This window comes from Nannocystis exedens (assembly GCF_002343915.1).
Lineage (GTDB): Bacteria > Myxococcota_A > Polyangia > Nannocystales > Nannocystaceae > Nannocystis > Nannocystis exedens.
This window is the reverse complement of record NZ_NETK01000001.1, coordinates 946,664-969,837: the sequence shown is the minus strand read 5'-3', so window position 1 is coordinate 969,837 and position 23,174 is coordinate 946,664. Positions and strand designations below refer to the sequence as shown.

At 72.6% G+C, this 23,174-nt stretch carries 22 protein-coding genes; 13 read left to right on the top strand and 9 right to left on the bottom strand.

Translation table 11 applies throughout. From position 1 onward, the window contains the following. Positions 1 to 3: 3 nt before the first annotated feature. Positions 4 to 483, bottom strand: a complete 480-nt coding sequence (locus tag NAEX_RS03690; protein ID WP_096326133.1) for an Rrf2 family transcriptional regulator — start codon at positions 481 to 483, stop codon at positions 4 to 6. 82 nt (positions 484 to 565) lie between these two features. Here NAEX_RS03690 and NAEX_RS03685 point away from each other — a divergent pair, with 82 nt between their 5' ends. Next, positions 566 to 943, top strand: a complete 378-nt coding sequence (locus NAEX_RS03685; protein WP_096326132.1) for a group I truncated hemoglobin — start codon at positions 566 to 568, stop codon at positions 941 to 943. 3 nt (positions 944 to 946) lie between these two features. Then, positions 947 to 1,951, top strand: coding sequence for an FAD-binding oxidoreductase (locus NAEX_RS03680; protein ID WP_096326131.1), 1,005 nt, complete (start codon positions 947 to 949; stop codon positions 1,949 to 1,951). A 9-nt stretch (positions 1,952 to 1,960) separates the two neighbouring features. On the opposite strand, the gene NAEX_RS51940 is transcribed toward NAEX_RS03680, so the two are convergent. Both NAEX_RS51940 and NAEX_RS49545 read right to left on the bottom strand, forming a co-directional pair. Further along, on the bottom strand, positions 1,961 to 3,034 hold the full coding sequence (locus NAEX_RS51940; RefSeq protein WP_245913607.1) for a DUF4215 domain-containing protein: 1,074 nt from the start codon (positions 3,032 to 3,034) through the stop codon (positions 1,961 to 1,963). Positions 3,035 to 3,323: 289 nt separating this feature from the next. Beyond that, positions 3,324 to 3,491, bottom strand: a complete 168-nt coding sequence (locus NAEX_RS49545; RefSeq protein ID WP_170135426.1) for a hypothetical protein — start codon at positions 3,489 to 3,491, stop codon at positions 3,324 to 3,326. Between the two features lie 138 nt (positions 3,492 to 3,629). On the opposite strand from NAEX_RS49545, the gene NAEX_RS03670 reads away from it, so the two are divergent. Next, positions 3,630 to 4,070, top strand: coding sequence for an HAD domain-containing protein (locus NAEX_RS03670; protein WP_096326130.1), 441 nt, complete (start codon positions 3,630 to 3,632; stop codon positions 4,068 to 4,070). A gap of 84 nt (positions 4,071 to 4,154) precedes the next feature. On the opposite strand, the gene NAEX_RS03665 is transcribed toward NAEX_RS03670, so the two are convergent. Beyond that, positions 4,155 to 5,225: an ADYC domain-containing protein gene (locus NAEX_RS03665; RefSeq protein ID WP_143140434.1), complete on the bottom strand. Its 1,071-nt coding sequence runs from the start codon at positions 5,223 to 5,225 to the stop codon at positions 4,155 to 4,157. A 553-nt stretch (positions 5,226 to 5,778) separates the two neighbouring features. Here NAEX_RS03665 and NAEX_RS03660 point away from each other — a divergent pair. Next, positions 5,779 to 6,402, top strand: a complete 624-nt coding sequence (locus NAEX_RS03660; RefSeq protein WP_096326128.1) for a metallophosphoesterase family protein — start codon at positions 5,779 to 5,781, stop codon at positions 6,400 to 6,402. 389 nt (positions 6,403 to 6,791) lie between these two features. Further along, entirely contained in the window at positions 6,792 to 7,916 is a 1,125-nt protein-coding gene (locus NAEX_RS03655) for a PAS domain S-box protein (RefSeq protein WP_170135425.1), read from the top strand. Positions 7,917 to 7,919: 3 nt separating this feature from the next. On the opposite strand, the gene NAEX_RS53670 is transcribed toward NAEX_RS03655, so the two are convergent. Further along, positions 7,920 to 8,048: a hypothetical protein gene (locus NAEX_RS53670; protein WP_256254035.1), complete on the bottom strand. Its 129-nt coding sequence runs from the start codon at positions 8,046 to 8,048 to the stop codon at positions 7,920 to 7,922. A 77-nt stretch (positions 8,049 to 8,125) separates the two neighbouring features. Here NAEX_RS53670 and NAEX_RS03650 point away from each other — a divergent pair, with 77 nt between their 5' ends. The 3 genes from NAEX_RS03650 to NAEX_RS03640 all read left to right on the top strand — a co-directional run bounded on the left by NAEX_RS03650 (position 8,126) and on the right by NAEX_RS03640 (position 11,809). Continuing rightward, positions 8,126 to 8,716: a DUF1501 domain-containing protein gene (locus tag NAEX_RS03650; RefSeq protein WP_096326126.1), complete on the top strand. Its 591-nt coding sequence runs from the start codon at positions 8,126 to 8,128 to the stop codon at positions 8,714 to 8,716. A gap of 186 nt (positions 8,717 to 8,902) precedes the next feature. Next, positions 8,903 to 10,399, top strand: a complete 1,497-nt coding sequence (locus NAEX_RS03645) for a wax ester/triacylglycerol synthase family O-acyltransferase (protein WP_096326125.1) — start codon at positions 8,903 to 8,905, stop codon at positions 10,397 to 10,399. A gap of 126 nt (positions 10,400 to 10,525) precedes the next feature. After that, on the top strand, positions 10,526 to 11,809 hold the full coding sequence (locus NAEX_RS03640; RefSeq protein ID WP_338042612.1) for an AI-2E family transporter: 1,284 nt from the start codon (positions 10,526 to 10,528) through the stop codon (positions 11,807 to 11,809). A 63-nt stretch (positions 11,810 to 11,872) separates the two neighbouring features. Here the strand turns inward: NAEX_RS03640 and NAEX_RS03635 are convergent, their stop codons facing one another. Then, positions 11,873 to 13,414: a serine/threonine-protein kinase gene (locus NAEX_RS03635; RefSeq protein ID WP_096326123.1), complete on the bottom strand. Its 1,542-nt coding sequence runs from the start codon at positions 13,412 to 13,414 to the stop codon at positions 11,873 to 11,875. A gap of 951 nt (positions 13,415 to 14,365) precedes the next feature. On the opposite strand from NAEX_RS03635, the gene NAEX_RS49540 reads away from it, so the two are divergent. Both NAEX_RS49540 and NAEX_RS03625 read left to right on the top strand, forming a co-directional pair. Then, positions 14,366 to 14,839: a hemerythrin domain-containing protein gene (locus tag NAEX_RS49540; protein WP_170135423.1), complete on the top strand. Its 474-nt coding sequence runs from the start codon at positions 14,366 to 14,368 to the stop codon at positions 14,837 to 14,839. Between the two features lie 56 nt (positions 14,840 to 14,895). After that, positions 14,896 to 15,399: a low affinity iron permease family protein gene (locus NAEX_RS03625; protein ID WP_170135422.1), complete on the top strand. Its 504-nt coding sequence runs from the start codon at positions 14,896 to 14,898 to the stop codon at positions 15,397 to 15,399. Between the two features lie 196 nt (positions 15,400 to 15,595). Here NAEX_RS03625 and NAEX_RS03620 read toward each other — a convergent pair whose 3' ends face one another. Then, positions 15,596 to 17,098 (bottom strand): ATP-binding cassette domain-containing protein, encoded by a 1,503-nt coding sequence (locus NAEX_RS03620; protein ID WP_096326120.1) that lies wholly within the window; start codon positions 17,096 to 17,098, stop codon positions 15,596 to 15,598. A gap of 675 nt (positions 17,099 to 17,773) precedes the next feature. On the opposite strand from NAEX_RS03620, the gene NAEX_RS49535 reads away from it, so the two are divergent. Then, positions 17,774 to 18,367: a hypothetical protein gene (locus tag NAEX_RS49535; protein WP_170135421.1), complete on the top strand. Its 594-nt coding sequence runs from the start codon at positions 17,774 to 17,776 to the stop codon at positions 18,365 to 18,367. Between the two features lie 47 nt (positions 18,368 to 18,414). Here the strand turns inward: NAEX_RS49535 and NAEX_RS03610 are convergent, their stop codons facing one another. After that, on the bottom strand, positions 18,415 to 18,957 hold the full coding sequence (locus NAEX_RS03610) for a GNAT family N-acetyltransferase (protein ID WP_096326119.1): 543 nt from the start codon (positions 18,955 to 18,957) through the stop codon (positions 18,415 to 18,417). 418 nt (positions 18,958 to 19,375) lie between these two features. Between NAEX_RS03610 and NAEX_RS03605 the strand changes: the two genes are divergently transcribed. Then, positions 19,376 to 21,157, top strand: a complete 1,782-nt coding sequence (locus NAEX_RS03605; protein ID WP_096326118.1) for a choice-of-anchor L domain-containing protein — start codon at positions 19,376 to 19,378, stop codon at positions 21,155 to 21,157. 366 nt (positions 21,158 to 21,523) lie between these two features. Here the strand turns inward: NAEX_RS03605 and NAEX_RS03600 are convergent, their stop codons facing one another. Next, positions 21,524 to 22,171: an NAD(P)H-dependent oxidoreductase gene (locus NAEX_RS03600; RefSeq protein WP_096326117.1), complete on the bottom strand. Its 648-nt coding sequence runs from the start codon at positions 22,169 to 22,171 to the stop codon at positions 21,524 to 21,526. A 70-nt stretch (positions 22,172 to 22,241) separates the two neighbouring features. Between NAEX_RS03600 and NAEX_RS03595 the strand changes: the two genes are divergently transcribed. After that, positions 22,242 to 23,147 carry a LysR family transcriptional regulator gene (locus NAEX_RS03595; RefSeq protein WP_170135420.1) on the top strand — a complete coding sequence of 302 codons (906 nt, stop codon included), beginning with the start codon at positions 22,242 to 22,244 and terminating at the stop codon, positions 23,145 to 23,147. Positions 23,148 to 23,174: the final 27 nt, after the last annotated feature.

Below are 23,174 nucleotides of genomic sequence, written 5' to 3'. Positions count from 1 at the left end.
CCTTCACTCCGAAGAGGCCAATTGGCGGCGCGTGGCGCTGCCGGTGCGCGTCCAGATCTTGACCAGCTTGCCGACCCGGGCCTCGTCCTGCACGAGGTCGACCAGCCGCTGGCCGTCGAGGACCTCGAGGAAGCGCTCGCGCGCCTGCGCCAGCGCCCGCACGAGGCCGCACGCCGGCACGATCGGGCAGGTGTTGTGGGCCCGGTCGAAGCACTCGACGAGGTGGAAGTGCGGCTCGGTGGCCCGCACGACCTCGCCGACGATGACGTCGGCCGGGTCGCGGGCGAGCCGCAGACCGCCGCCGCGCCCCCGCGCCGACTCGACGTAGCCGAGCCGCGCCAGCTGGTGCGCGACTTTGACCAGGTGGTGGTTCGAAATCCCATAGGCGGCGCTGACCTCGGCGACCGGCACCAAGCGGTCCCGATGCACCGCCAGGTAGAGGAGGGTGCGCAGGGCGTAGTCGGTGAACTGTGTGAGCTGCATCCTGGGGCTGGCCTCGTGGACAGAAAATATGTATGAAGAATACAACTTTTTTCCGGCGCGAGGCCGGGGGAGCGAGAGAGCGATGACGAGCCTTTACGACGAGCTGGGCGGGGCCGTGGCGATCGACGCCGCGGTCGACATCTTCTACCGCAAGGTCATGGCCGACGAGCTGTTGGCGCCGTTCTTCGACGACGTCGACATGGAGCGGCAGGCGGCCAAGCAGAAGGCGTTCCTGACGATGGTCACCGGCGGCCCGGCGCACTACACCGGCCGCGACATGCGGCGGGCGCACGCCCACCTGGTGGCCGAGGGCATCGACGACACTCACTTCGACGCGGTCGTCGGCCACCTCGCCGGCACGCTCAAGGAGCTCGGGGTCTCCGACGACAAGATCGCCCGCGTCGGCGCGCTCGCCGAGTCGGTGCGCAACGACGTGCTGGGCCGCACACCCGCGGTGTGAGCCATGACGGGACGGATCCGCCGCGGCAGCCTCGATGTGGTCCTCGAGCCCGGTGAGACCGCGCTCGAGGGCCTGTTGCGCGGCGGCGCCGAGGTCCCGTCGTCGTGCCGCGCCGGCGCGTGTCAGGCCTGCATGCTGCGCGCGGTGTCCGGCGACCCCGGCTCGGTCGCGCAGCAGGGCCTCTCCCCGGCGCTGCGCGAGCAGGGCTGGTTCCTGCCCTGCATGTCCCGCCCGACCGGCGAGCTGGTGATCGAGGAGGGCCCGCCGCCGGCGATCGGCGCCGCGATCGTCGACGTCGCCGAGATCGGCCGGGCGATCGTGCGGGTCCGCCTCGAGCCCGACGAGGAGCTGTCCTATCGGCCAGGTCAGTACGTGCAGCTGATCCAGGGCGAGCACGTGCGCGCCTACTCGCTGGCCAGCTCGCCGGCCGACGGCCGCACGCTCGAGCTGCACGTCCGTGTCCACAGCCTCGGCCGCATGAGCCGCTGGCTGGCCGCGGCCGCCCCGGGCGCCCGCGTCGGCCTGCGCGGCCCGGCCGGGTCCTGCTTCTATACCGAGGGTCGACCCGACCAGCCGCTGCTGCTCGTCGGCACCGGCGCCGGCCTGGCCCCGCTGCGCGCGATCGTCCGCGACGCCCGCCGCCGCGGCCACACCGGCCCGATCGCGCTGGTCCACGGGGCCTGCGACCCAACCGGGTTCTACCTCGTGGATGAGCTCAAGAGCATGGCCGATGAGACAGGAAACTTTCGCTATGTCCGTTGCGCCATGTCCGGAGAGCCATCCGATGGGGTGGAGATCGGCGACCTGACCGCGGTGACGCTGCGGCTGTTCCCGTGCCTCAAGGGCTGGCGGATCTTCCTGTGCGGCAGCCCCGACCGCGTCAACGCGCTGAAGAAGCAGTGCTTCCTCCGCGGCGCGGGCCTCAAGGACATCAGCGCCGACGCGTTCCTGACCGCCCGGATGCCGCCGCCGCCGCTGCGGCGCGGGCCGGCGCCGCCCGGGGGCTGAGGTCGCGCGTCACAGGCTCTGCTCGACGCAGTAGAGGTGGGCCATCAGGCTGCACTGCTTGCCGGCGCAGCCGGCGGTCCAGCGGGCGTCCGGCACCGTGCATTCGCCGACGCCGGCCAGCTCCACGAGCGCGACGTTCCAGTCGCCGCAATCGTCCCCGAAGTAGGCCCCCTGCGGGCTGGTCGCCGTCCACACCGAGCACACCCCGCAGCCCGCGCCGACGCCGACCTTGCCGTTCTTCTCGCTGCGGTCGATCGCGTTGTCGAGCATCCCGTCGACGAGGTCGACCCAGTCGTCGGCCAAGGGCATGCCGTCGATCCGCTTGTACGGCCGCTCCGAGTGCTCGAGGCGATCCCCGGCGGCTTGGCTGTCGGTGCTGAGCCAGGCCATGAACCGGCCCTTGAGGCCGGCGTCGTCCGCCAGCTCCTGACACTTCTCGTCGGCCTCGTCGAGCCCGCCGAGGCTGGACTTCAGGTTGACGCTCGAAACGAACACCCGCATGTACACGCGGACGCAATTCTCGCAGTTGTCGCCGTCCTCGTCGCACTCCTCGACGCCGGCCTGGACGACGCCGTCGCCGCAGAAGGCGGCGATGCAGCCCGAGCAGGCGTCGGTGTCGACCCTGTTGCCGTCGTCGCACGCCTCGACGCCGGCCTGGACGAAGCCGTCGCCGCAGACCGCGAACTTGCAGCCGACGCAGTCGTCGGTGTCGATCCTGTTGGCGTCGTCGCACTCCTCGCCGCCGTCGACGACGCCGTCGCCGCAGAAGCCGGGCCCCACGGTCGTCGAGGTCGACGTCGTCTCCGGCTCGGTGCTGGTCACCGGGGTGGGCTCGGTCGTGCTCGAGTCGGGGGTGGTCGTCGTGCCGGGCTGGGTCGTGCTCGCGTCGACGCCGGTCGTCGGGCTCGTGGTCGGATCGAGGGTGGTCGTGGTCGTCGACGTCGAGGTCGAGCTCGACGTCGTGCCGCTGGTGGTCGTGGTCGTCGCCGGATCGGTGGCCGAGCCGGTGTCCGTCCCGGAGGGCGAGAAGCAGGCCGGACTCAGCAGTACCAGGAGGACCCAGAGCGCGCGCGGGGCGACCATCGGCGCCATTGTTCAGGAGACGGCGCGCGCCGTCAAAGCGTCCGACCCCGCGCTTCCGGTGCCGGTGCGCCGGGATGTCCTCGCGCTCGACCGGGTGTTGGCCGGCGCGAATTCGTGCCCGGAAGCGCGGACACCCGCCCGCGACGCAGGTGCGCCAGCGAATACCGCGAGCGATGCCGAGGGGATCGGGCCAATCACGACAGCCTGGCGATCGTCTCGACCAGCCTGGTGCATGGCCGTGGGCGCGCCGCGAATGTCCACAGCAGCGCGGCGCGCCGGTTCGACCGGCTCAGCGCGGTTCGGGGGCGGCGCCGACCTCGGCCGCGGGAGAATCGTCGAAGCTGGTGCCGCGGTCGCTCGAGCGAGCGCGCATGTAGCTGATGCCGAAGATCGTCGCGATGAGCCCGATTCCTACCAGCAGGACGGCGGAGAGGGGGAACTTGTTGGGCGTGGGCACGCGTCCTGTATGGGCCGACGCGCCCGGCCGGCAACCCGGGCGAGCGGACCGCCGGCGTGCGGCGCCGACCCGGCGAAGCACGGCAAGCCGACCTCGCTCGCGTCACCTTCGCCCGAGGGCCGGTGATACGCTGGTCGGGTGCCGCGCAAGGTCATCTTTCTCGACATCGACGGGGTGATGAACGACCTCGGCACCAAGTCCGCGCGCAGCGGCCTCGCCGGGTGGCTCGACCCCGATCACGTGGCCGTGCTCAACGAGGTCGTGCGGGCGACCGGGGCCGTCGTGGTGCTGTCGTCGAGCTGGCGCCTGGCGATGCCGCTCGACGCCCTGCGGCTCGCCTTCGCCGAGGCCGGCTGCGTCGCCGAGCTCCTCGACGTCACCCCCGACCTCGACCGTGCCCGCCGCGGCCGCGAGATCGCCGCCTGGCTCGCCGTCCAGCCCGAACCACCCGTCCGCTACGCGATCCTCGACGACAGCTTCGACATGCCCGAGCTGCCCGGGAAGCTGGTCAAGACCTCGCGCGAGGTCGGCCTGACCGCGCGCGAGGTCCCGCGCTTGCTCGCGTTGCTCGCCGACTGACGACGCGGCTCGAGCCGCGGCGAGACACGGCCGGGCTTGAGATGCCCCGAAGGACATGTCAGGGAGCGCGCCTGCGAATCGCCGTCAGTTCGGCCGGATGCGCGTCCAGATCATCGCGGCGGGCTGGTAGGTGGCGAGGGTATCGCCGGGGCTGCAGGCGGGCCGCGCTCCGCCGGGGCAGGTGATGTCGGCGTAGTCGAATTCGTCCTGCAGGCGCGGGGTGCCGAGGCACAGCGCGCCGTTCGGGCCCCAGATCGCCTCGGTCTCGGTGAATTGCGCCGGGTTCGACCAGTCGTGGACCGGCCACTCGTCCTTGATGTCGATCGCCTGTCCGGGCTCGGTCCACGACACGCCGTCGCCGCAGTAGTCGGCGCGGACCATGCGGATCGCCGCCTGATAGGCCGACGCGCCCAGCGCCTGCGGGCGATAGCCCCACTTGAGCGCCTTGCCCATCGCGCCGGACAGGCAGGCGATCAGCATGGTGTCGCTGCGCGCGGACACGACCGAGGTGACCGGGTCGACGTGATGGCCGGCGAGCACGATCGCCTCGATGCTGCCGTCCTCGGCGACGGTGCAGGCGCCGGCGGTGGCGCCGAGGTCGCGGACGCGACCCGGGTCGACGGCGTGCGCGCCATAGGCGGGATCGTCGGGGAACGAGAACGTGTAGCCGTGGTAGTCCTCGGTCGGGTGGTACTGATGGGCGTGGATGTAGAGCTCGCGCGTGAGCGTGCCGGTGGGGGTGAGGACGTCGATGGTCCAGCGGGAGCGGATGAAGTCGCCGCCGGAGTACTGGGTCGCGCCCAGGCTGCCGTGGATCTCGCCGGCGCCGTCGACCCACACCGCGTCGAGCGGATCGGGCGCGTAGGCGCTGCGCGCCCGGTCCCACAAATGGACGTGCTGGAAGACGTGGCCGTCGTGCGGCGCGTGCGTCAGGTCGAGCTCGTTGAACGCGTGCTCGCCCAGGGCGCTGGTGTTGCCGTAGACGGGCGGGTTGGCGCCGCTGCCGCTGCCGTAGGTCGTGCGGAACAGGAGGTCGTCGTCGCCGGCGGCGTCCGCCGGTCCGTCGTGGTTCGCCGGCGGATCACAGCCGACGAACAGCGAGGTCGTCACGGAGAGCGCGAGCACGCCCGCGAGCGAGAGTCGTCGTAACATCATCGATTACCTTTCAGTCCGCGCATTCGCGCGTGGATGCAAATGTTTGTAGCAATGGTGGCAGCGTGAAGACGATCGCGCGCGCGGATCCGCCGGTTCGTGCGGTTGCACGGGCTCGTCGGGATTCGAGTACGCGCGGGTCTTCGCGCCGGAGGTCGTGGCGCCGTCCCGCTGAGCAAGCGCCGTGCCGTGTCGTCGCCATAGGGGGGGAGGGGGCCGTGGCGCCGTGTTTGCGAGTCGCAGGCGACGTCGCCCCATGGGGTCACCGACGCCGACCCCTGGGGCTTCCGGCGACGCCGGGTTCCGGGTCGGGGGGCGATCCGACGGGCTGGCTCACGGCCGCAGCCGGCCGGCGGGCGACCGCGGCCCCGCCCGCGCGGTCGATGCATTTGCGTCGCCGGCGGACTTCGGTCACAATCGGCCTCCGCTCCGGCCAGGCCCCTCCCGTGCACTGAAATCGCTCGCCATCCCCGGTTCATCGCGGTCTGAGCCGCGCTCGCTTCGCGCGCGGTGACGGCCGCCGCGTGCGCATTTCAGTCATTCGGAGTCGAGGGCCATGAGGCTCGGATTGATCTCGGACATTCATGCGGACCATCGCGCCCTCCTGCGGGCGCTCGACATCCTCGCCGAGCGCGGGGCCGACAAGGTCGTGTGCCTCGGCGACATGGTCGAGAAGGGGCTCGACGGCGATCGGGTGGTCGATACGCTGCGCGAACACGCGATCGTGTGCGTCCGCGGCAACCACGACGACAACGCGGTGCGCCGCCACCACGAGGGCGACCGCGCCGCGAACGAGCCGCTGCTGGGCGCCGACGCGGTCGCCTTCCTCGAATCGCTGGCGGGCGAGCGGGACTACTGCTGGGAGGGCGTGCGGGTGGTGCTCAGCCACATCGCGCCCGGAGGCGTCGACGAGCCGGTGCTGCCCGAGCTGCTGCCGAAGCGGCTCAAACGGGTCCTGCGCGGCTACGAGGCGGACCTGGTGCTGCTCGGTCACACGCACCGGCCGATGAAGGCGCGGCACGGCGACGTATGGTTCGTCAACCCGGGCTCGGTGGCAGGCTCGCGCCTGCGCGACAGCCATACCTGCGCGATCGTCGAGCTGCCCGCGATCGCCGTCGAGGTCTTCTCGCTGCACGACGGCCGACCGGTGGCGTTGCCGTCCGCCGAGCCGGCTCCGTGATCGCTGCGGCGGGCTCCGAAATGCCTGGCGAGGTCGGGCGGTACCGCGAATGGACAATCACCAGAGCGTGAAACGTGAGCGTGTCGGAGCGCCGATCACGAGCGTCGTCGCACCGCTGCAACTCGAGGAGCTTCGACACGCCGATCCTCGCCCTGGCGGGGCGGGCGCTCCGCCGGGGTGCGCGGCGCGACCTGCGACCGGGGCGGACCTGTGCGACAGGCTCGCAGCGTCATTCGCAGATGTCCCGAAGGGCAGGTCGATGCGCGGCCGCGTCACGCGGGTCTGTGAATATCGGTCCGGTTCCGGGTGACTCGCACACCGGCGCAGCGGGCGTCCCCCGCCTTCGCGGATGCGTGGAAACCCTGCCTCGGTCTCGATACTCTTGGCGAGTGGACGATCGCAGTAACGCTGCTCCTCTGATCATCATCGAGCTGGACGACGTTCTTCAGATCACGGGCTGGAACCGCCGCGCCGAACGAGCCTTCGGGATCACTGCGAGCGAGGCGGTGGGTCGCCCCATCGACGAGGTCCTGCCGGTGGCCGGAGACCCCGATTCCTGGGGGACAGCGTTGGTGGCCGACAGCGAAGACCCCGAGGTGCGAATCATCGCTCGCCCCGATGGCGAGGCGCTGCACTTCGAGGCGTGGTCGCAGCTGATCCGCGACCAGGACGGGGTCGTCGTCGGCGCGACGCTGTGCGGCCACGACGTGACGGCCCGCCAGCGCGAGCATCGTCGCCTCGGGATCGATTCCAGGCTGCTGGCGGCGATGCTCGACAACCTCGACCTCGCGGTGTGGGCGATCGACAAGCAGGCCAAATTCGTGCTGCAGCGGGGTAAGGCGCTGCACACGGCCGGGCTCCAGCGCGACCAATTCGTCGGCCAGAATTACTTCGACCTGTACGGCAACCTGTCGAACGTCGAGGACATCCGGCGGGCGATCGCCGGCGAGGCCTCGCTGGCGACGCCGGCCGAGGTGTACGGGATCCACTGGCTCAACTGGACCCTCCCGACGCTCGACGACGAGGACCTGTCGCTGATCTCGGTCGCGCTCGACGTCACCGAGACGAAGCGCACCGAGCTCGAGCTGCGGGCCAAGCTCGAGCTGATCGAGCGCCAGCAGGAGGTCATCCGCCAGCTCTCGACCCCGATCATCGAGGTGTGGGACGGCGTGATCACGCTGCCGATCGTCGGCCTCATCGACACCGTGCGCACGGCGGAGATCATGGACAACCTGCTGCAGGCGGTCACGCGCACGCGGGCGCGCTACGCGATCCTCGACCTCACCGGCGTCGAGGTGGTGGACACCGGCACGGCGAGCCACCTGATCCGCATGATCCAGGCGATCCGCCTGCTCGGCGCCGAGGGCATCCTCACCGGCATTCATCCGACGATCGCCCAGACGATCGTGTCGCTCGGCGTCGACCTGACGCGCGTGGCGGTGTTCGGCAAGCTGCGCGACGCCCTCGTGCATTGCCTCGGCAAGCTCGGCCGCGGCGTGCGAGCGGCCTCCTGAGGATCAGGGCTCGCTCGCCGGCGCGTCGACGCGGCGCGGCCGCCGGAAGCGGATCCAGTCGAAGCGCGCGATTAGGTCGGGCTCGCCGTCGACCAGCACCCGATTGTTGTAGGCGCGCACGCGCTTCCACACGAAGTAGGAGCGCGACGAATTCCCGTCGGTGGAGGCGATGAGGCGGACCTGCAGCGTCGCGCACCGGCGTTCACGAGCTGCGCCCGCTGCAGCGCTGGCTGCCGACGCTCGACGACGGGCCCAACCCGCTGATCCGCCAGGTCCAGGTCGCGCTGGCGGCCGTCCGCGCCGGAGTCACGGTCGCCGTCGACCTCGAGCTCGACGGCTTCGACACCCACGTCGACCACGACGCCGAGCACGTCCCGCTGCTCGCGCAGCTGCTCGCGGCCGTCGAATTCGCCGGCGAGGAGGCCGAGCGCCAGGGCGTCGCCGACGACCTGGTGATCGTGGTCGGCTCGGAGTTCGGCCGCACGCCCGGCTACAACGGGCTGCGCGGCAAGGACCACGGGCCGGTGACGAGCGTGCTGGCGCTCGGCAAGGGGATCGCCGGCGGGCGAGTGGTCGGCGCGACGACGGAGCGCCACGCGGCCCTGCCCGTCGACCCGACGACGCTGGCGGTCCGCGAAGACGGGGTGCGCATCGAGCCGAAGCACATCCACCAGGAGCTCCGCGGCCTGGCCGGCATCGCCGAGGTCTGCGAGGCGCTGTACCCGCTCGGAGTCGGCGACGGCGAGGACCTGCGCCTGCTGGGCGGGCGCGGCGAGGCGGCCGCACGCGCGCTCGCGTGAGCGGACGCGGGGGTCGAGGCCGGTCTCGCGCGAGTGCTCTGCCGCGCGCTGCAGCTGTCCTTCGGGACAGGACGCCGGGACGCGCCCGCCGGGCCCGCCCTGGGGCGGACCGCTCGCCCGCTGGCGTACGCGACGTTCGCGGCCACGCTTTCGCCGCGGCCTGCGCCGCGAGGGGACGAAGTGTCCATGCAGCGAATGACCGGACTCGACGCCAGTTTCCTGTACATGGAGTCCCCGGCGGTGTCGATGCACACCGTCAGCGTGATGCGGGTCGATGTGTCGAACATGCGCGGCGGCTACGCCTTCGAGCGCGTGCGGCGGCTGTTCGAGCGCCGGATCCACCTCGTGCCGCTGCTCCGGCGCAGGCTGGTCGAGGTCCCGTGCAACCTCCACCACCCGGTGTGGATCGAAGATCCGGACCTCGACCTCTCGCGTCACCTGCGACGAGCGACGCTCCCACCCCCGGGCGACATGCGGGCCCTCGAAGCCCTGGTCGGCGAGGTCGTCTCGACGCCCATGAACCGCGCGTACCCGCTGTGGGAGATCACGGTCGTCGAAGGTCTGCGAGGCGGTCAGGTGGCGCTCGTCTGCAAGGTCCACCACGCGGTCATCGACGGCGCGGCGATGGTCACGGTGCTCGAGCGGGTGATGAGCCGCGAATACGACGCCCCCGACGTGGCACCCGCGTCCAGGGCGTGGGCTGCCGAGCCGATCCCGGACGATCGTCGGCTGATCGTCGACGCGCTCCGCGATCGTCTGCGCGGCCTGCTCCGGCTGCCGCGCCTCGTCGGGCTGACGGCGCGCGCCGGTGTGCGCCTGCTCCTGCGCACGCGGGGCCAGGGGCTGTCGCTCCCGTTCACGGGGCCCAGCGCCTCGTTCAACGCCCCGCTCACGCCCCGGCGCCGCTTCGCCGCGCTCGACCTGCCGCTCGCCGACCTGCAGGCGATCAAGGTCGCGCTCGGTTGCACGCTCAACGATGTCGTCCTCGCCATGGCCGCCGCCGCGCTGCGACGCGCCCTGGAACGCCGCGGCGAGGCCCATCGCCGGCCGCTGCTCGCCAGCGTGCCGGTGGCCACCGGCGGGCCGGAGGATGCGCGGCTCGCAGGCAACAAGGTGTCGAGCCTCCTCGTCTCGCTGCGCACGGATCTCGCCGATCCGCTGGTCCGCCTGCGGGAGATCCATGCGCTCACCGAGGCGGCCAAGCACGCGCACGATCTCGAGGTCGGCGGCTTGCTCGAACAATGGACCGAATACGCTCACCCCTGGCTGGTCCGTCTGCTCATGAGCCGCGTGCTCCCCCGCCTCCCGCGGCCGCCGCTCAACCTCGTGATCTCGAACGTACGCGGGCCGGCGGACACGCAGTACCTCGTCGGCGCCGCGCTCGAATGCCTGTACCTCGGCGGACCGCTGCTCGAACGGATCGGGCTCAACCTCACGGTCTGGAGCTATCGCGAGACGGTGCATCTCGCCGCAGTGACCTGCCCGGACGTGAGCCCCGATCCCCACGTGCTCCTCCAGGATTGCGAGCAGGCGCTCGCCGAGCTCGTCGCGGCGATCCGGCCCGGGGTCGCCGCGGAAGGACGGCGCCCGCCGAGCGTGCATTCGCCGCGGCGGTCCGCGAGCGGCCATGCTCGTCGCTCCGCGAGGCCGACGACGAGCGGCCCGAAGCGACCCTCCGGATGAGCACGAACGCAAGCGGACGAGGGACCGCCGGCGGGCGGGGGGGCTGGCGACGCTCCTGCAGGGGCCCGGAGTCGGCGTGGCGTGAGCGGCGGACTCGACGCCGCCAGCGCCGCCATCACGGCGTGGATGGCATGGCGACGCAGACCGGGCTCATCGTTGGACCGCACGCGACGTCGACGCTCGAGTCACGACGGCGCGGATGTCGCGAGAGGGTCGTCCCGAGCAGCGCGACGGCACCGACCCTGTCGCGCAGGGACCGCCGGTCGACGCACCAGCCCGGCGGACCGGGTCGGGGCCGCTCGACCTCTCGCCCGCGAGGATCTCGATCCATGTCTGGGTCGCATGAGCGACACGGACACGAATTCGGATCGTCGAGAACAGGCGCGCAGAATCATCCTGACCGCGACGGTCGTGGGCGCGTTCTATCTCTGCTGGTTGATGCTCAGGCCATTCGTCGACGTGCTGCTCTGGGCAGCCGTCCTGGCCCTCACGTTCCAGCCCGTGCATCGGCGGATCCTCGCACGCACGCAGCGGCCCAACTTGAGCGCGGGGTTGACGACCCTGTTCGTGGTGGTCGCGATCGGGGTCCCGATGGGCCTCGTGACCTGGGCGATCGTCCGCGAGATCACGCCGGCGGTCGGGCTGCTCCAGACGGCCTTCGCGCAGCTCCTCGACCCCGAGTCCGAGCTGACCGGGCCGGCGATGCGGTGGTTGGACCGCCACGTCGACCTCGAGCAGATCCGCCACCAGATCAGCGAACAGCTGCAGACGCTCGGCCTGCAGCTCGCCAACCGGACCCTCGGCGTCCTCGGCGACGTGCTCGGCCTGCTCGTCCGGGCGCTGTTCGTCGTGTTCGTGCTGTTCTATCTGGTCCGCGACGGGAGGTTGGTGCGCGACGCCATGGCGAGCGCGATCCCGCTGCAAGACCGCCAGACCCGGGAGATCCTGCGCCGGATCGGCGAGGTCGTCGGCGCCAGCGTCAACGGCGTGCTCGTCATCGCGACCCTGCAGGGCGTGCTCGGGGGCCTGGCCTTCGCGGTGCTCGGGGTGCCGTCGGCGATCATCTGGGGCGTGGCGATGATCTTCCTGTCGCTGATCCCGCTCGCCGGCGCGTTCGTGGTGTGGATCCCGGCCGCGATCTACCTCGCCGTGTCCGGGGCCTGGATCAAGGGCATCCTGCTCGCGCTGTGGGGCGTGTTCGTCATCAGCCTGGTCGACAACTTCCTGCGGCCCCGGCTCGTCGGCAAGCGGGCCAAGCTGCACGAGCTCTTCATCTTCTTCGCGGTGCTCGGCGGCCTCCAGGTGTTCGGGCTCATCGGCCTCGTGCTCGGGCCCGTGGTGTTGGCCATCGCCCTCTCGCTGTTCGAAGCGTTTCGCTACCCGACGGAGGCCACTGCCCCGGGGCCATGAACGGCTCGCCTCGCTGCGACGAGCGGAGGCGTCGATCTCGACGCGGGTCGCAGGTCCGGGCCGTCACTCCTCCGCGCGGAGCTTGCACAGCTTGAGCCACTGCTGGACCTCGGGGTCGCGCAGCTCCGCGCCGAAGGCGACGCAGCCGGCGAAGTCGGCGAGCTCCATCGCCGCCTTGGTCTGCAGCTTGCGCGCCTCGGCCTCGGACGCCCAGCACTCGCGGTGTCGGCTCTGGTCGCGCAGCACGCTCCACCGCTGCGCGCGGCGGGCCTCGCTCGCCTTGGTGCGGATCCGCTGACAACGCGGGGTGAGGTGCGCTTCGTCGGTGCTCACCGCGGCCGCCGGCGCGGCGAGCTCCGGCTCCTGCGCGGGGCGGCGAGCCGCGGGCTTGCCGATCGCTTCGGACTTCCGTGGCGCCGGCTCCGGCGGGAGCGGCGGGGCGACGACGGGGGCCGGCTCTGCGGGCGGGACGACGACCGGCGGCGGTTCGGCCTGTGCGGGCGAGGGCGCAGGGGGCGGTGAGACCGGCGCCGACGCGGCGAGCTCGGGCTCCGTCGCGCCCCGGGGCCACGCCACGAACGCGACGCCGGCCGCCAACACCACGCCGACGGCGAGCGCGACCGGCCACGCCCGCCGGCGCCGACGAACCGGCTCGATCGTCGCCGCGACGTCCTCGGCCTGCAGCGGCGTTTGGCGGCGCAGATCGGCGAGCACCGCGTCGAAGCGGGGCACCAGCGCCGCGCCGTCGGCCGGGCGCGCGGCGGGATCGATGCTGAGACAGTCGGCGATCAGCCGCACGAGCCGGGGCGGCAGGCCGGGGCGGCGGGCGTCGATCGACGGCGCGGGGTGCAGCAGCTTGATGTTCAGCAGCTCGAACGCGTGCCGGGCGGTGAACGGCAGCGAGCCGGACAGCAGCTCGTAGAGCATCACCCCGACGGCGTAGACGTCGATGGCCGGGGTCGGCGCGACGCTGGTCGCCTGCTCCGGCGCCATGTAGTCGGCGGGGCTCGAGTGGGCGCCGGCCTCGGACGGGTGCTCGCCGGATTCGGCGTTCAGCGCGATCTTGGCGGCGAGCCCGAAGTCGAGCAGCTTGACGACCTCGCCGCCCGGCTGGGCCGCCACCATCACGCTGCTCGGCTTGAGGGCGCGGTGGACGATGCCGGCGCCGTGCGCCGCCGCGAGGGCCAGCGCGACCTGGCGCATCAGCACGCACGCGCGCTCGGCGTCGAACACGAGCACCTCCTCGAGCTCGTGCGCGAGGTTGCGGCCCGCGAGGTGCTCCATCACCACGAACAGGCGGCCGTCCGGCAGCGCGCCGGCGTCGAACACCTCGACGATGTGCGGGTGCCCGAGCGACCCCGCCTTGCACGCCTCGGCGCGGAAGCGGCGGGCGATCGACGCGCGCGCGCTCGGCTCGGGGTTCAGCACCTTGATCGCGACCTTCTGCCCGACCTCGACGTGTTCGGCGAGGTACACCGCGCCCATGCTGCCCTCGCCGATCGCCGCGACGATTTGGTAGCGCTCGTCGATCAATGTCCCCAGGGCCATGTCCTGGGGGGCAGGCGGGACGAACTCGTCGGGCGCACTGGCTGCGAAGTTGTCCATCGGCGACCCGAGCGAGCGCCTCAGGGTAACACGACGTCCGAGGCCGCCGCCGCTGCCGGTCGGCGCCGGCGGGCCGCTGTTGACCTTCGTTCATCGCCGGCACCGACGCGGCTGCGCACGGCCGCGCGGCGAAGTCGAGGTCGGGATGGGTGCTGCCGATCGCCGCCGCAGATCGCCCCCGATCCCAAACGTGCACACCTCCGCGTACTGTCGTCATTCGCCGTCGCCTCCGCGGGCTGCGCGCGGGCGAGCGCGGGGGGCGCGGCGCGAGCGGCAGATCGCCGCCGATCCCGCCGGGCCGAGCCGCGGGCGACGTCCGCGTTTGGGAGGCGTCACGGACGGAGAGGCCAGCAGCGCCAGGGCAGAGGGCGAGCCTCGTCGGCCCGCCGAGAGCGGCGGTCCTCGCCGCTATGATCAAATGGCCGATGGAACATATGATCATAGTGGTCGCTCGTCGGCGGCGACGATGTCCCGGTGCGGGCGCGGCTGCTGCTCGCCGACCACGGTGACCTCAACAGACGACGAGGAGCGGCGAGGAGATGCCCGGACGGCCGCGTCGGCTCGCGCGCGCTCGCGAACCATCCGAGCGAGCCCGAGCACCCTGACGGCAGCGAGCCCGACCCCGGGCGCCGGCGCCAACTCCCAGGCGGGCTCGGGGGGCCTGTCCCTTCGGGCATGAGAGAAGCGCCGATCTGCGGCGAGCTCGGCCGCAGGTCGCGGGCGCGAGACTCGCGCGGTCCGAGGAATTACCCCGGAGTTCGTCGCCTCGCGGACGTCGGCCCCGCGGCGGCGCTCTGCACGCGGAGCGGCCCGCGGCGGCGCTGGTGCTGCCATTGCAGCCCGGTAGAAGGGGCGTGGGTCCTGTGCTCATTTGCCGCGCCTCGTTTTCGCGCCACATCTTCCCCGGTCGCTCCCCGCGCCGACCGGCGCCGCGACAAGGAAGGATTCGTCATGGCAAAGCCCCAGATCTACGACGTCTTGCACCGCGAACACGAAGAGGTCAGCGAGCTGTTCCACCAGCTCGAGGAGGCCAAGGGCGCCGAGGCGCTGGAGCTGTTCGCCCGACTCAAGCAGAAGCTGGTCCCGCACTCGCGCGCCGAGGAGGCGGTGGTCTATCCGCGGCTGCTCGAGGAGTCCAACACCGCCGACACCACCCGCGAGGGCATCGAGGAGCACAAGCAGGTCGACAAGCTGCTCGCCGAGCTCGACGCGATGACCCCCGACAACGAGGTGTGGCAGGCCAAGATCAAGGTGCTCGCCGACATGGTGGGTCACCACGTCGACGAGGAAGAGGGCGAGCTGTTCCCGCGGGCCAAGCAGGTCGTCAGCGACCAGGAGGCCGAGCAGCTGGTCGACGAGTACGCGCGCGAGCGCGACTCGTTCGTCGAGGACATCCGCCTGGAGCAGCGCGACGCGGCCGAGTGAGGCCGACGTCGAGCGCCTGTCCGAACGGACAGGCGACCGGCCACGAGAGGCGAAAGGTGAGCGACGAAGACAGGGATCCGTCCTCGTCGGGCGTGCGGCCGACGAGCGAGCGGGTGAGCTGGGGCGAACACGTCGCCCAGCTCGCCACCCGCTTCGTCGCCGACTCGCGCGTCCACTGGGTCGCCGTGCTCGTGGTGATCGCGTGGAACGTCACCGGCCCGCGGGTCGCCGACTGGACGGCGGCCTACGAGTGGATCGAGCAGGTCGTCGCCAGCCTGTCGTTCTTGATGCTGTTCCTGCTGCAGCGCTCGCAGAACAAGGACACCCTGTCGCTGCAGCTCAAGCTCGACGAGCTGATCGCCAGCAACCCGCGCGCGTCGAACCGGGTGCTGGTGGCCGAGGATATCTCGGAGGAGGAGCTGGTGCGGATGCGCCGTCACTTCCGCCTGCTGGACCGCCTGGCCCGCGAGGCCGGCGAGGGCCCGCTCGCGGAGGAGAACGCGTACCGCCGCCACGAAGAGGAGCAGCGGCTGCAGGCGGAGCAGAAGCGCGAGCCGTGAGCGGCGCCGCTGGCCCCCGCCCCTCGTCGACTCGTTCACGGCATGGGTTCGGCGGCCGCCGGGGCGTGGCTCGCGGCAGGCCCGGCGTGGGAGCCGCCTGTCTGTTCGCGCAGCTCGCCTGGCCGAGGAGCCAGGTGACGCGCGAGCGCCGGGCGGACGCGTCGTCCAGCGCGCCGGGACTCCGGCTCGGCGCGCCTCACTCGGCTGTCTCTTCGCGCAGCTCGCCCTGGTCGATGCGCCAGGTGACGCGAGTGCAGGCGCGCGCGAACGCGTCGTCGTGGCTGACCACCAGCAGCGCGCCCGGGAACTCCGCGAGCGCGGTCTCCAGGCGCTCGACGGCCGGCAGGTCGAGGTGGTTGGTCGGCTCGTCGAGGACGAGGCCCCACACCGGTCGGCCGAGCCCGAACGCGAGCAGCAGCTTGCGCGCCTCGCCGGGCGACGGTCGGCGCGAGCGCAGCAGCGCGCCGGGGTCGACGCCGAGGGCGGCGACCACCGCGAGCACCTTGCCGCGCTCGTCCGGCGGGAGCGAGCGCACCGCGTCGAGGTGGGCGACGGCTTCCTGTTCGGACATGTCCTGGGGCACATAAAGTACGCGCGCCGGCGGGCAGCGCAGGCGGGCCAGCAGGGCCCGGATCAGCGTGGTCTTGCCGGCCCCGTTGGGCCCGGCGAGGCGGACGTGGGCGTCGCGGGCCAGGGCCACCTGCACCGGCCCGAGCACCCGCCGGTCGCCGACGCGCAGCTCGGGCACGTCGAGGGCCGCGAGGTAGGCCGAAGGGGCCCGCTCGCCGGCGACCGCGATCGGCCCGCCGAGCTCGCCCTCGTAGGCGTGATCGGCCAGGGCCGCGGCGCTGCGATCGAGGGCGCGCCGGAGCACGCTCGCGCCGCGCCCGAGCGACTTCTCCGACCACTCGGCGAGGGTGGCGGCGCCGAGGGTGCGGGCGTCGCTGTCGTGCTTGCCCTTGCCGCGGACCCGCCGGCTGCGATGGGCGGTCGCGCCGGCGAGGGCGCGGCGCTGGTCGTCGAGGCGGCCCTCGAGCCGGCGGTGCTGGCTCTGCAGGGCCGCATGCGTCGCGTTGTGTTCGGCGCGCTCGGCCTCCCAGGACCGGCGGGCCCGGCTGTAGGGCAGCCACCAGTCCTGCACCTCGCCGCCGGTGACCCGCAGCGTGCGGTCGGTGAGGCCGTCGAGCAGCGCGCGATCGTGGCTGACGACCACGCCGAGGCCGCGATAGCCCCGCAGCGCGCCGATCAGCAGCTTCCGGCCGGCGTGGTCGAGGTGGTTGGTCGGCTCGTCGAGCAGCAGCACGTCCGGCTCGTCGACCAGGGCCGCGCCGATCTGCCAGCGCTTGCGCTCCCCGGGCGACAGGCTGGCCCAGCGCGCCAGCTCGGCGGGGGTCAGCGCGAGCTCGCCGTGCAGGCGCCGCGCCGGGCCGTCGTCGCGGGCGGCGAAGCGGGCGATCTCGGGGGTGCAGGCCTCCACGCTCTGAGGACATGTCGTAAGGGACAGGTCCAGAGGCTCGCGCTGGATCGATCCGCCGGTCGGCTCGAGCTCGCCCGCGAGCAGGCGCAGGAGCGTGGTCTTGCCGGCGCCGTTGGCCCCGACGAGGCCGGTCCAGCCGGGGACGAGGTGCAGGTCGACGCCGGACAGTAGCGGGAGGTCGCCGAACGAGAACGCGAGGTCGCGACAGAGAAGGGTGGCCATGAAGATGCTCCTGAATCTCGCCCGCGGCCGAATTGACGGGTTGCGGGCGGCTGGGGGACAGCGGGATTCAGGCGTGCAGCTTCAAGGGCGGGCCGGCTCCGAAAGGGTTCGACGTGGGGGACCATAGCCGCAGGCCGCGGGCGACGCAAGGGGGGCGCGCCGCGGGGCCGACCGGCGCGGCGGGAGCGACGGTCGGAGCCGATGACGGAGTCATCGCGACGTCGTCGGCGCGGTCCCGGTGGGCAGAGCGGTGGGTCAAGCGGTCGACGGCGCGGTCCTGCGTGACCGCGCGTCGATGGTCGCGACGATGACGACGGCAGGAGTCGTTCGACCGCGGGGCGGTCACGAGTGGGCCGAGCGTCGAGGGTCGAGGGTCGACGACTGCGGGAGTCACTCGTCGGCGCACTCGCGGGTGGACCGACGCTGCGACGGCGGAAGCGGCCGTGACATGCCGGGACGCGAGTGACTCCGCGTGCATGTGCACCAGGGGATTCACCTCTACGGTTCATTGCAGCAGCGCGGACCGGTCCCAGCTGCGAATCAATCGCTGTCGTCGACAGCAGGAGCTCGCACGGCGGCCGGCTTCTCGGGGCCGGCCCCGTGCGAACGAGCGGCATCTCGGCTTCGCCGGCTTTTGTGTCGGCGCGGGCGGCATCTGCTAGGTTGCCGCGCATCATGACCAAGCATGCGATGTTTCTGATGGCGCTGGCGATCGCCGGCTGCGGCGGCTCGAAGTCGGGCGACACCGATACCGATACGGGCACGGGCACGGAGACGGGCACGGCGACCGACATTCCCACGGGCACGGGCACGGGTACGGAGACGGGCACGGAGACGGGCACGGGCACGGGCACGGACACCGGGGCGCCCACGGGTACCGGCGGCGAGCAGCCGGTCCAGGTCGACGAGTCGGGGTGCCTCTCGCAATGCGTGGAGGACGTCGACGCCGAAAACGCGACCCTCGAGGCCGACTGCGAGGTCTGCGATTACGACCCTGTGCAGCACACCTGCGCGCCGATCGTCAAGTGCGAGGCGGTCATGGGCGAGTGGACGATCCCCGCCGGGCAGGAGGCGTGCTTCGCCGTCCACGGGGACAGCGGCGCCGAGACGCCGTCGATGATCGACAACCTCAGCCAGACCTGCATCGACGCCGGGAGCAACGCGCAGATCGAGATCGTCCGCACCGGCGAGGCGCCGGCCGGGACCTTCCCCGCCGCGATCTGCACGTGGTCGACGAGCCCGGCGACGGACTGTCCGAACCTGGGATGATGCCGTGAATCACCGCGGTGATTCCCAGCACCCCGAGCGGCCCGCCTTCACGGGGCGCGCCACTCCCAGGTCTGCTCGCCGTGGGCGCTGCCGCAGAACGGCGGATCGTCCTGCCCGATCAGGCAAAAGCCGCACGCCTCGTACAGGCGGCGCGCGGCGTCGAGGCCGGGCAGGGTCGTCAGGTACACGCGTGGATAGCCGCGCTCGCGGCAGAAGGCCATCGCGGCGGCGACCATGCGGCGGCCGAGGCCGAGCCCGCGGGTCGCCTCGTCGAGGATGAAGAAGCGGAGGCGCGCGGCCTCGCGGCCGGTCTCGGGTCGCGGTCCGTCGATCGTCAAGGCGCCGCAGATCACGCCGCCCACCTGCGCGACCCACACGCGATCGCGCTCGGGGTCGAAGCGGCGGAAGAACTCGCTCTGGCCCTCGGCGATCATGGCGTCGACGCGCCAGTCGGTGCCGTGGCTGGCGGTCATGCAGCGGCCGAACAGCCCCGCGATGGCGCCGATCAGGCCGGGTGGATAGTCGGCCATCGTGCGGACCTCCGTCAGCGTGACGCGCTCCGCCGCGGCCTCTCCTCGAGCGTCGAGCATGGCCGACGATCGGCCGCGACGGAACGCAGGTCAAGCAGAGGGCGTCGGAGCGGCGGACCGTGGCGAGCGTCCCGTGAGCGTCGCTGCAGGAGCGACGTGGGGCGAGAGAGGGCGGTTTTCGCCTGGTTTTGGCCGCGGGCGGATGGATCGGCGCACGCGTCGAGCGAACCGTGGGTGGGATCGATCGGCGCGCGCGTCGTGCGGGCCGGAGGCGGGGTCGATCGGCGCACGCGTGGTGCGAGCCGCGGGTGGGGGGGATCGGCGCACGCGTGGTGCGGGCCCGCGGGCCATGAGCCGCGATCCGGGGCGGTCTCACCGGGCTCGCCGCAGCCGCGCTGCGGACCGCGTTTCGCTGGGCCGGGCGGACTCGCTCGCGCGCGGCGCTTGATCGGTCGCGGCAGATCGGAAATGGTGGGGCATGACTTACGCTTTGACTGCTCGTTCGGGGTGCTCGCTGGTGTGTGTGGTCTGGCTCGTCGGTTGCGGCGACGCCGGCGGTGATTCGGCCTCGGACGGCGGGTCCGCTGCGAACGGGAGCGAGACCGAGACGGCGACGGCGAGCGAGCCGACCGGCACCACGCCCGGCAGCGAGAGCGAGAGCGACAGCGACAGCGACAGCGAGGGCGACGGTCCGACCGGCAGCGGCACCGATGGGTCGGCCGGGACGGTCAGCGCGGGCAGCGACTCGATGTCGGATCCGGGCTCGACCGGCGCGACGATGGGCGTGACCGACGGCGGGGGCGAGTGCGGCAACGGGGTGCAGGAGCCCGGCGAGCAGTGCGACGACGGCAACCTCGACGACGGCGACGGCTGCGAGTCGAGTTGCCTCTTGCCGCACACCTGCGGCGACGGCAAGCACGAGGTCGGCGAGGCGTGCGACGACGGCAACACCGCGGACGGTGACAGCTGCAGCGCCGACTGCCAGGTCGAGACGCCGCCGCAGGTGTGCGGCAACGGCTCGATCGAGAAGCCGGAGCTGTGCGACGACGGCAACCGCAGCGGCGGCGACGGCTGCGAGCCGGACTGCACGTTCACGCCGCCGGACTGCGGCAACGGCGAGATCGAGCCCGGCGAGGCGTGCGACGACGGCAACCAGGTCGACGGCGGCGAGTTCGACTACTGCAAGAACGACTGCACCAAGCATCACCCGGCCGCCTGCGGCGCGCCGGTGAGCTACGCGGTGTGCGACGACGCGATCGACCTGGCCGACAAGACCGATCCGCGGGACGCCCTGCGCGCGATCGGGGTGTGCGATCTGCAGGCCGACGACTCGGTGGTGGTCACCGCGTTCGAGTTCGACCCGGCGGCGCAGCCGAACACCTGGCAGGTGGCGCGCGGCTTCGGCAACTACGCGGCGGACCTCGACGGCGACCCGAACACGCCGCCGCAGCGGCTGTACGCGCCGCGCGAGGGCCACACGTTCTTGATGCTGTCGACCGGGACGATCGCCGCGCCCGACGCGGACGGGGTGGTGGTCGAGGCCACCAACTCGCAGGTGAAGCAAGGGGCCAACGGCAACTCCGGCGACGACGCGCTGCCGAGCCCGTTCAAGGCGGTCGACGGCAGCAACGACGGCGCCGGCGGCACGCCGTTCGTCGGCTGCGACAACGGGGTGCCGGGCGGCGACGGCGACTGCTCCGACACGCTGCAGGCGCAGTGGGAGAAGACCAACGGCAAGGTCAACGACCGCATCTACTTCACGTTCAAGACGGTGGTGCCGGCGGCGACGTACGGCTTCACGTTCGACTTCGTGTTCTGCTCGTCGGAGTGGCCGGGCTACGTCGGCACGGTCTTCAACGACATGTTCTTCGCCTACCAGGTCGACCCGACCCCCGACGACCCGAACGCCAACCCGCCCGTCGACGCGTACAGCGGCAACGTGGCCTTCATCCCCGACCCGAACGACCCGACGCAGGGGCTGCCGCTGACGATCACCGCGCTCGACAGCTACTTCGACGGCCCGGGCTACACGAAGGCCGAGCCGCAGCTGTGGGGCACCGGCTTCGAGGGCCACGCGTGCTCGGACTGGTTCACCGCCCGCGGCGGGGTCCAGCCCGGCGCCGAGATCACGGTCGGCTTCTTCCTCGCCGACATGTCCGACGCCAACTGGGCCACCGTCGCCCTGCTCGACGCGTTCCGCTGGGACTGCGAGGGCTGCGTGCCGAGCGAGGCCGACGACTGCGGGATCAAGCCGCAGTGAGGCGCGGCGGCCATCCGGTCGAGGCGCCGCGCGGGCGGCCGGTGCTTCGGGGCTGACCGCGCGGGTGCCGACGCCGGTGACATGACCGTCAGTCATGTCCATGAGCACATGCTCGATCGGGCATGTATTCATGGACATGATGCGCCGCAGGACGTGCGGAGCGCGGGCGATCGCGGGCGGCCCTGCGTCGGATGGGGCGAGCGCGACGTCGCGACGGTACGGAGGACGCTTGCGGCGCTCCTCGGGACCCGGGAAATCGGGGCTTCGCCGTCGGCGCGCGGGGGCCGGGTGATCGAGCAAGCGTTGGAGCGGCCGCTCGTGGTGATTCGTCATGAAGTGGCCTCGTACTCGTGGACAGCGGGGTCGTCACGGCGCGAGCGCGCGGCTGGTCGCGCCGAGCTCCGACCGCGCCGGCCGCGAGGCGACGCGACAGCGGGCGTGGTCGGCGGCCGCGGTCGCCTGGACCTCGGCGAGCCAGCGCTGGCGCTGCGCGGCGGTGCGGGTGCGCGTGGCGAACAGCGCGGACAGCTTGACCGGCGCGAGCCCGACGAAGCGCAGGGTGCCGTTGACGAAGGAGCCGTGCAGCGCGCGGTAGTGCCACAGCGCGTACCACCACGAGGGGCTGTCCATGGTCGTCAGGACGCGCGCCGATCGGCCGGCGAGCAGGCCCTCCGGCAGCGCCTTGCCGGGCCGGTAGGCGAAGGCCCAGTCCGGGAGGAACAGCCGATCGACGAGCGCCCGGACGACCGCCGGCGGCGAGACCCACCAGGTCGGAAACACCCACACGAGGTGCGCGGCGGCCTCGATGCGGGCGCGCAGCGCGACGAGGTCCGGCTCGAGCGCCTGGTCGCCGCGGAAGCCGCGGCGCAGCACCGGGTCGAAGCGGAGGTCGCTCAGGGTCACGATCTCCGCCTCGCCCCCGGCGATGCGGAACCCGGCCTGGTAGGCCCGGGCGACGGCGGCGTTGAAGCTGGCGGGGTCGGCGTGGCCGAGGAGGATCAGCGCTCTTTTCATGCCGCTCAGCCTGCGGCGGCCGGCTCCGGGATGCCATGCGAAAATCTTCATACGTGCTATGCAGGTGCGCATGAGTCGACAGGTCGCGGCGACGGCCCTGCTGGGCGACTGGGACGCGGTGCGCTACCTCCTCGCGGTCGCGCGCGAGGGCTCGTTCTCGCGGGCGGCCCGGGCCCTGGCGACCGAGCAATCGACGGTGAGCCGCCGGATCGCCGCGCTCGAGGAGGCGCTCGGGCGCAAGCTGTTCGAGCGCGGGCCGCGGGCGGTCGTGCAGACCAGCTTCGGCGCGCAGCTGGTCGAGGCGGCGCTCGAGGTCGAGCGGGCGATGCTCGCCCTGCAGGACCGGGCCCACGCCAGCGAGGTGCGGGTGAGCGGGCGCGTCCGCGTCGCCCTGACCGAGGGGCTGGCGCAGCACCTGGTCGCGCCGCGCGTGCTCCCGCCGCTGCTGGCCCGCCACCCCGAGCTGGCGATCGAGCTGCACACCAGCGACGCCGCGGTCGATCTGGCGCGCCACGAGACCGACATCGCCATCCGCTTCTTCCGTACGCCCCGAGGGGAGCTCGTCGGTCAGCGGGTGGCGCGGCTCGAGCGGGTGCCGCTGGCGTCCCAGGCGGCCAGGCGGCGGCTCCGGGGCGTGGCGGCGCGCGACCTGCCGTGGATCTCGTACGTCCACCCGAGCTTCGTCGCGCCCGAGCGGGCCTGGCTCGACGCGATCGGGGCGCCGCGGGCCTCGCTCGAGTGCACCAGCGTCGAGACGCAGCTCGCCCTGGTGCGCGCGGGCCTCGGCGTCGCCGTCGCGCCGCGGAGCTACGTCGGGGTGATGCCCGAGCTCTGCGTGCTCGACGTGGCCGAGCTGCCGCCGCTGCCGCCGCTCGAGGTCCACATCGTCACCCGCGCCGCGATCCGCCGCGTGCCCCGGGTCGCCGCCGTCTACGAGGCCCTCGTCGCCGGGCTGCGCGCGCTCGAGGGCGGCTGAGCCGCGGTTCGGCGGTCGGATGACCTG

Excerpts from the sequence above, each read along its gene's own strand:
- NAEX_RS03610 (WP_096326119.1), bottom strand. The coding sequence starts at position 18,957 with ATGCTCGACGCTCGAGGAGAGGCCGCGGCGGAGCGCGTCACGCTGACG.
- NAEX_RS03665 (WP_143140434.1), bottom strand. The coding sequence starts at position 5,225 with ATGATGTTACGACGACTCTCGCTCGCGGGCGTGCTCGCGCTCTCCGTG.
- NAEX_RS03680 (WP_096326131.1), top strand. The coding sequence starts at position 947 with ATGACGGGACGGATCCGCCGCGGCAGCCTCGATGTGGTCCTCGAGCCC.
- NAEX_RS03645 (WP_096326125.1), top strand. The coding sequence starts at position 8,903 with ATGCAGCGAATGACCGGACTCGACGCCAGTTTCCTGTACATGGAGTCC.
- NAEX_RS03690 (WP_096326133.1), bottom strand. The coding sequence starts at position 483 with ATGCAGCTCACACAGTTCACCGACTACGCCCTGCGCACCCTCCTCTAC.
- NAEX_RS03685 (WP_096326132.1), top strand. The coding sequence starts at position 566 with ATGACGAGCCTTTACGACGAGCTGGGCGGGGCCGTGGCGATCGACGCC.
- NAEX_RS03620 (WP_096326120.1), bottom strand. The coding sequence starts at position 17,098 with ATGGCCACCCTTCTCTGTCGCGACCTCGCGTTCTCGTTCGGCGACCTC.
- NAEX_RS03595 (WP_170135420.1), top strand. The coding sequence starts at position 22,242 with ATGAGTCGACAGGTCGCGGCGACGGCCCTGCTGGGCGACTGGGACGCG.
- NAEX_RS03605 (WP_096326118.1), top strand. The coding sequence starts at position 19,376 with ATGACTTACGCTTTGACTGCTCGTTCGGGGTGCTCGCTGGTGTGTGTG.
- NAEX_RS49535 (WP_170135421.1), top strand. The coding sequence starts at position 17,774 with ATGACCAAGCATGCGATGTTTCTGATGGCGCTGGCGATCGCCGGCTGC.
- NAEX_RS03600 (WP_096326117.1), bottom strand. The coding sequence starts at position 22,171 with ATGAAAAGAGCGCTGATCCTCCTCGGCCACGCCGACCCCGCCAGCTTC.
- NAEX_RS03635 (WP_096326123.1), bottom strand. The coding sequence starts at position 13,414 with ATGGACAACTTCGCAGCCAGTGCGCCCGACGAGTTCGTCCCGCCTGCC.
- NAEX_RS03660 (WP_096326128.1), top strand. The coding sequence starts at position 5,779 with ATGAGGCTCGGATTGATCTCGGACATTCATGCGGACCATCGCGCCCTC.
- NAEX_RS49540 (WP_170135423.1), top strand. The coding sequence starts at position 14,366 with ATGGCAAAGCCCCAGATCTACGACGTCTTGCACCGCGAACACGAAGAG.
- NAEX_RS51940 (WP_245913607.1), bottom strand. The coding sequence starts at position 3,034 with ATGGTCGCCCCGCGCGCGCTCTGGGTCCTCCTGGTACTGCTGAGTCCG.
- NAEX_RS03640 (WP_338042612.1), top strand. The coding sequence starts at position 10,526 with ATGGCATGGCGACGCAGACCGGGCTCATCGTTGGACCGCACGCGACGT.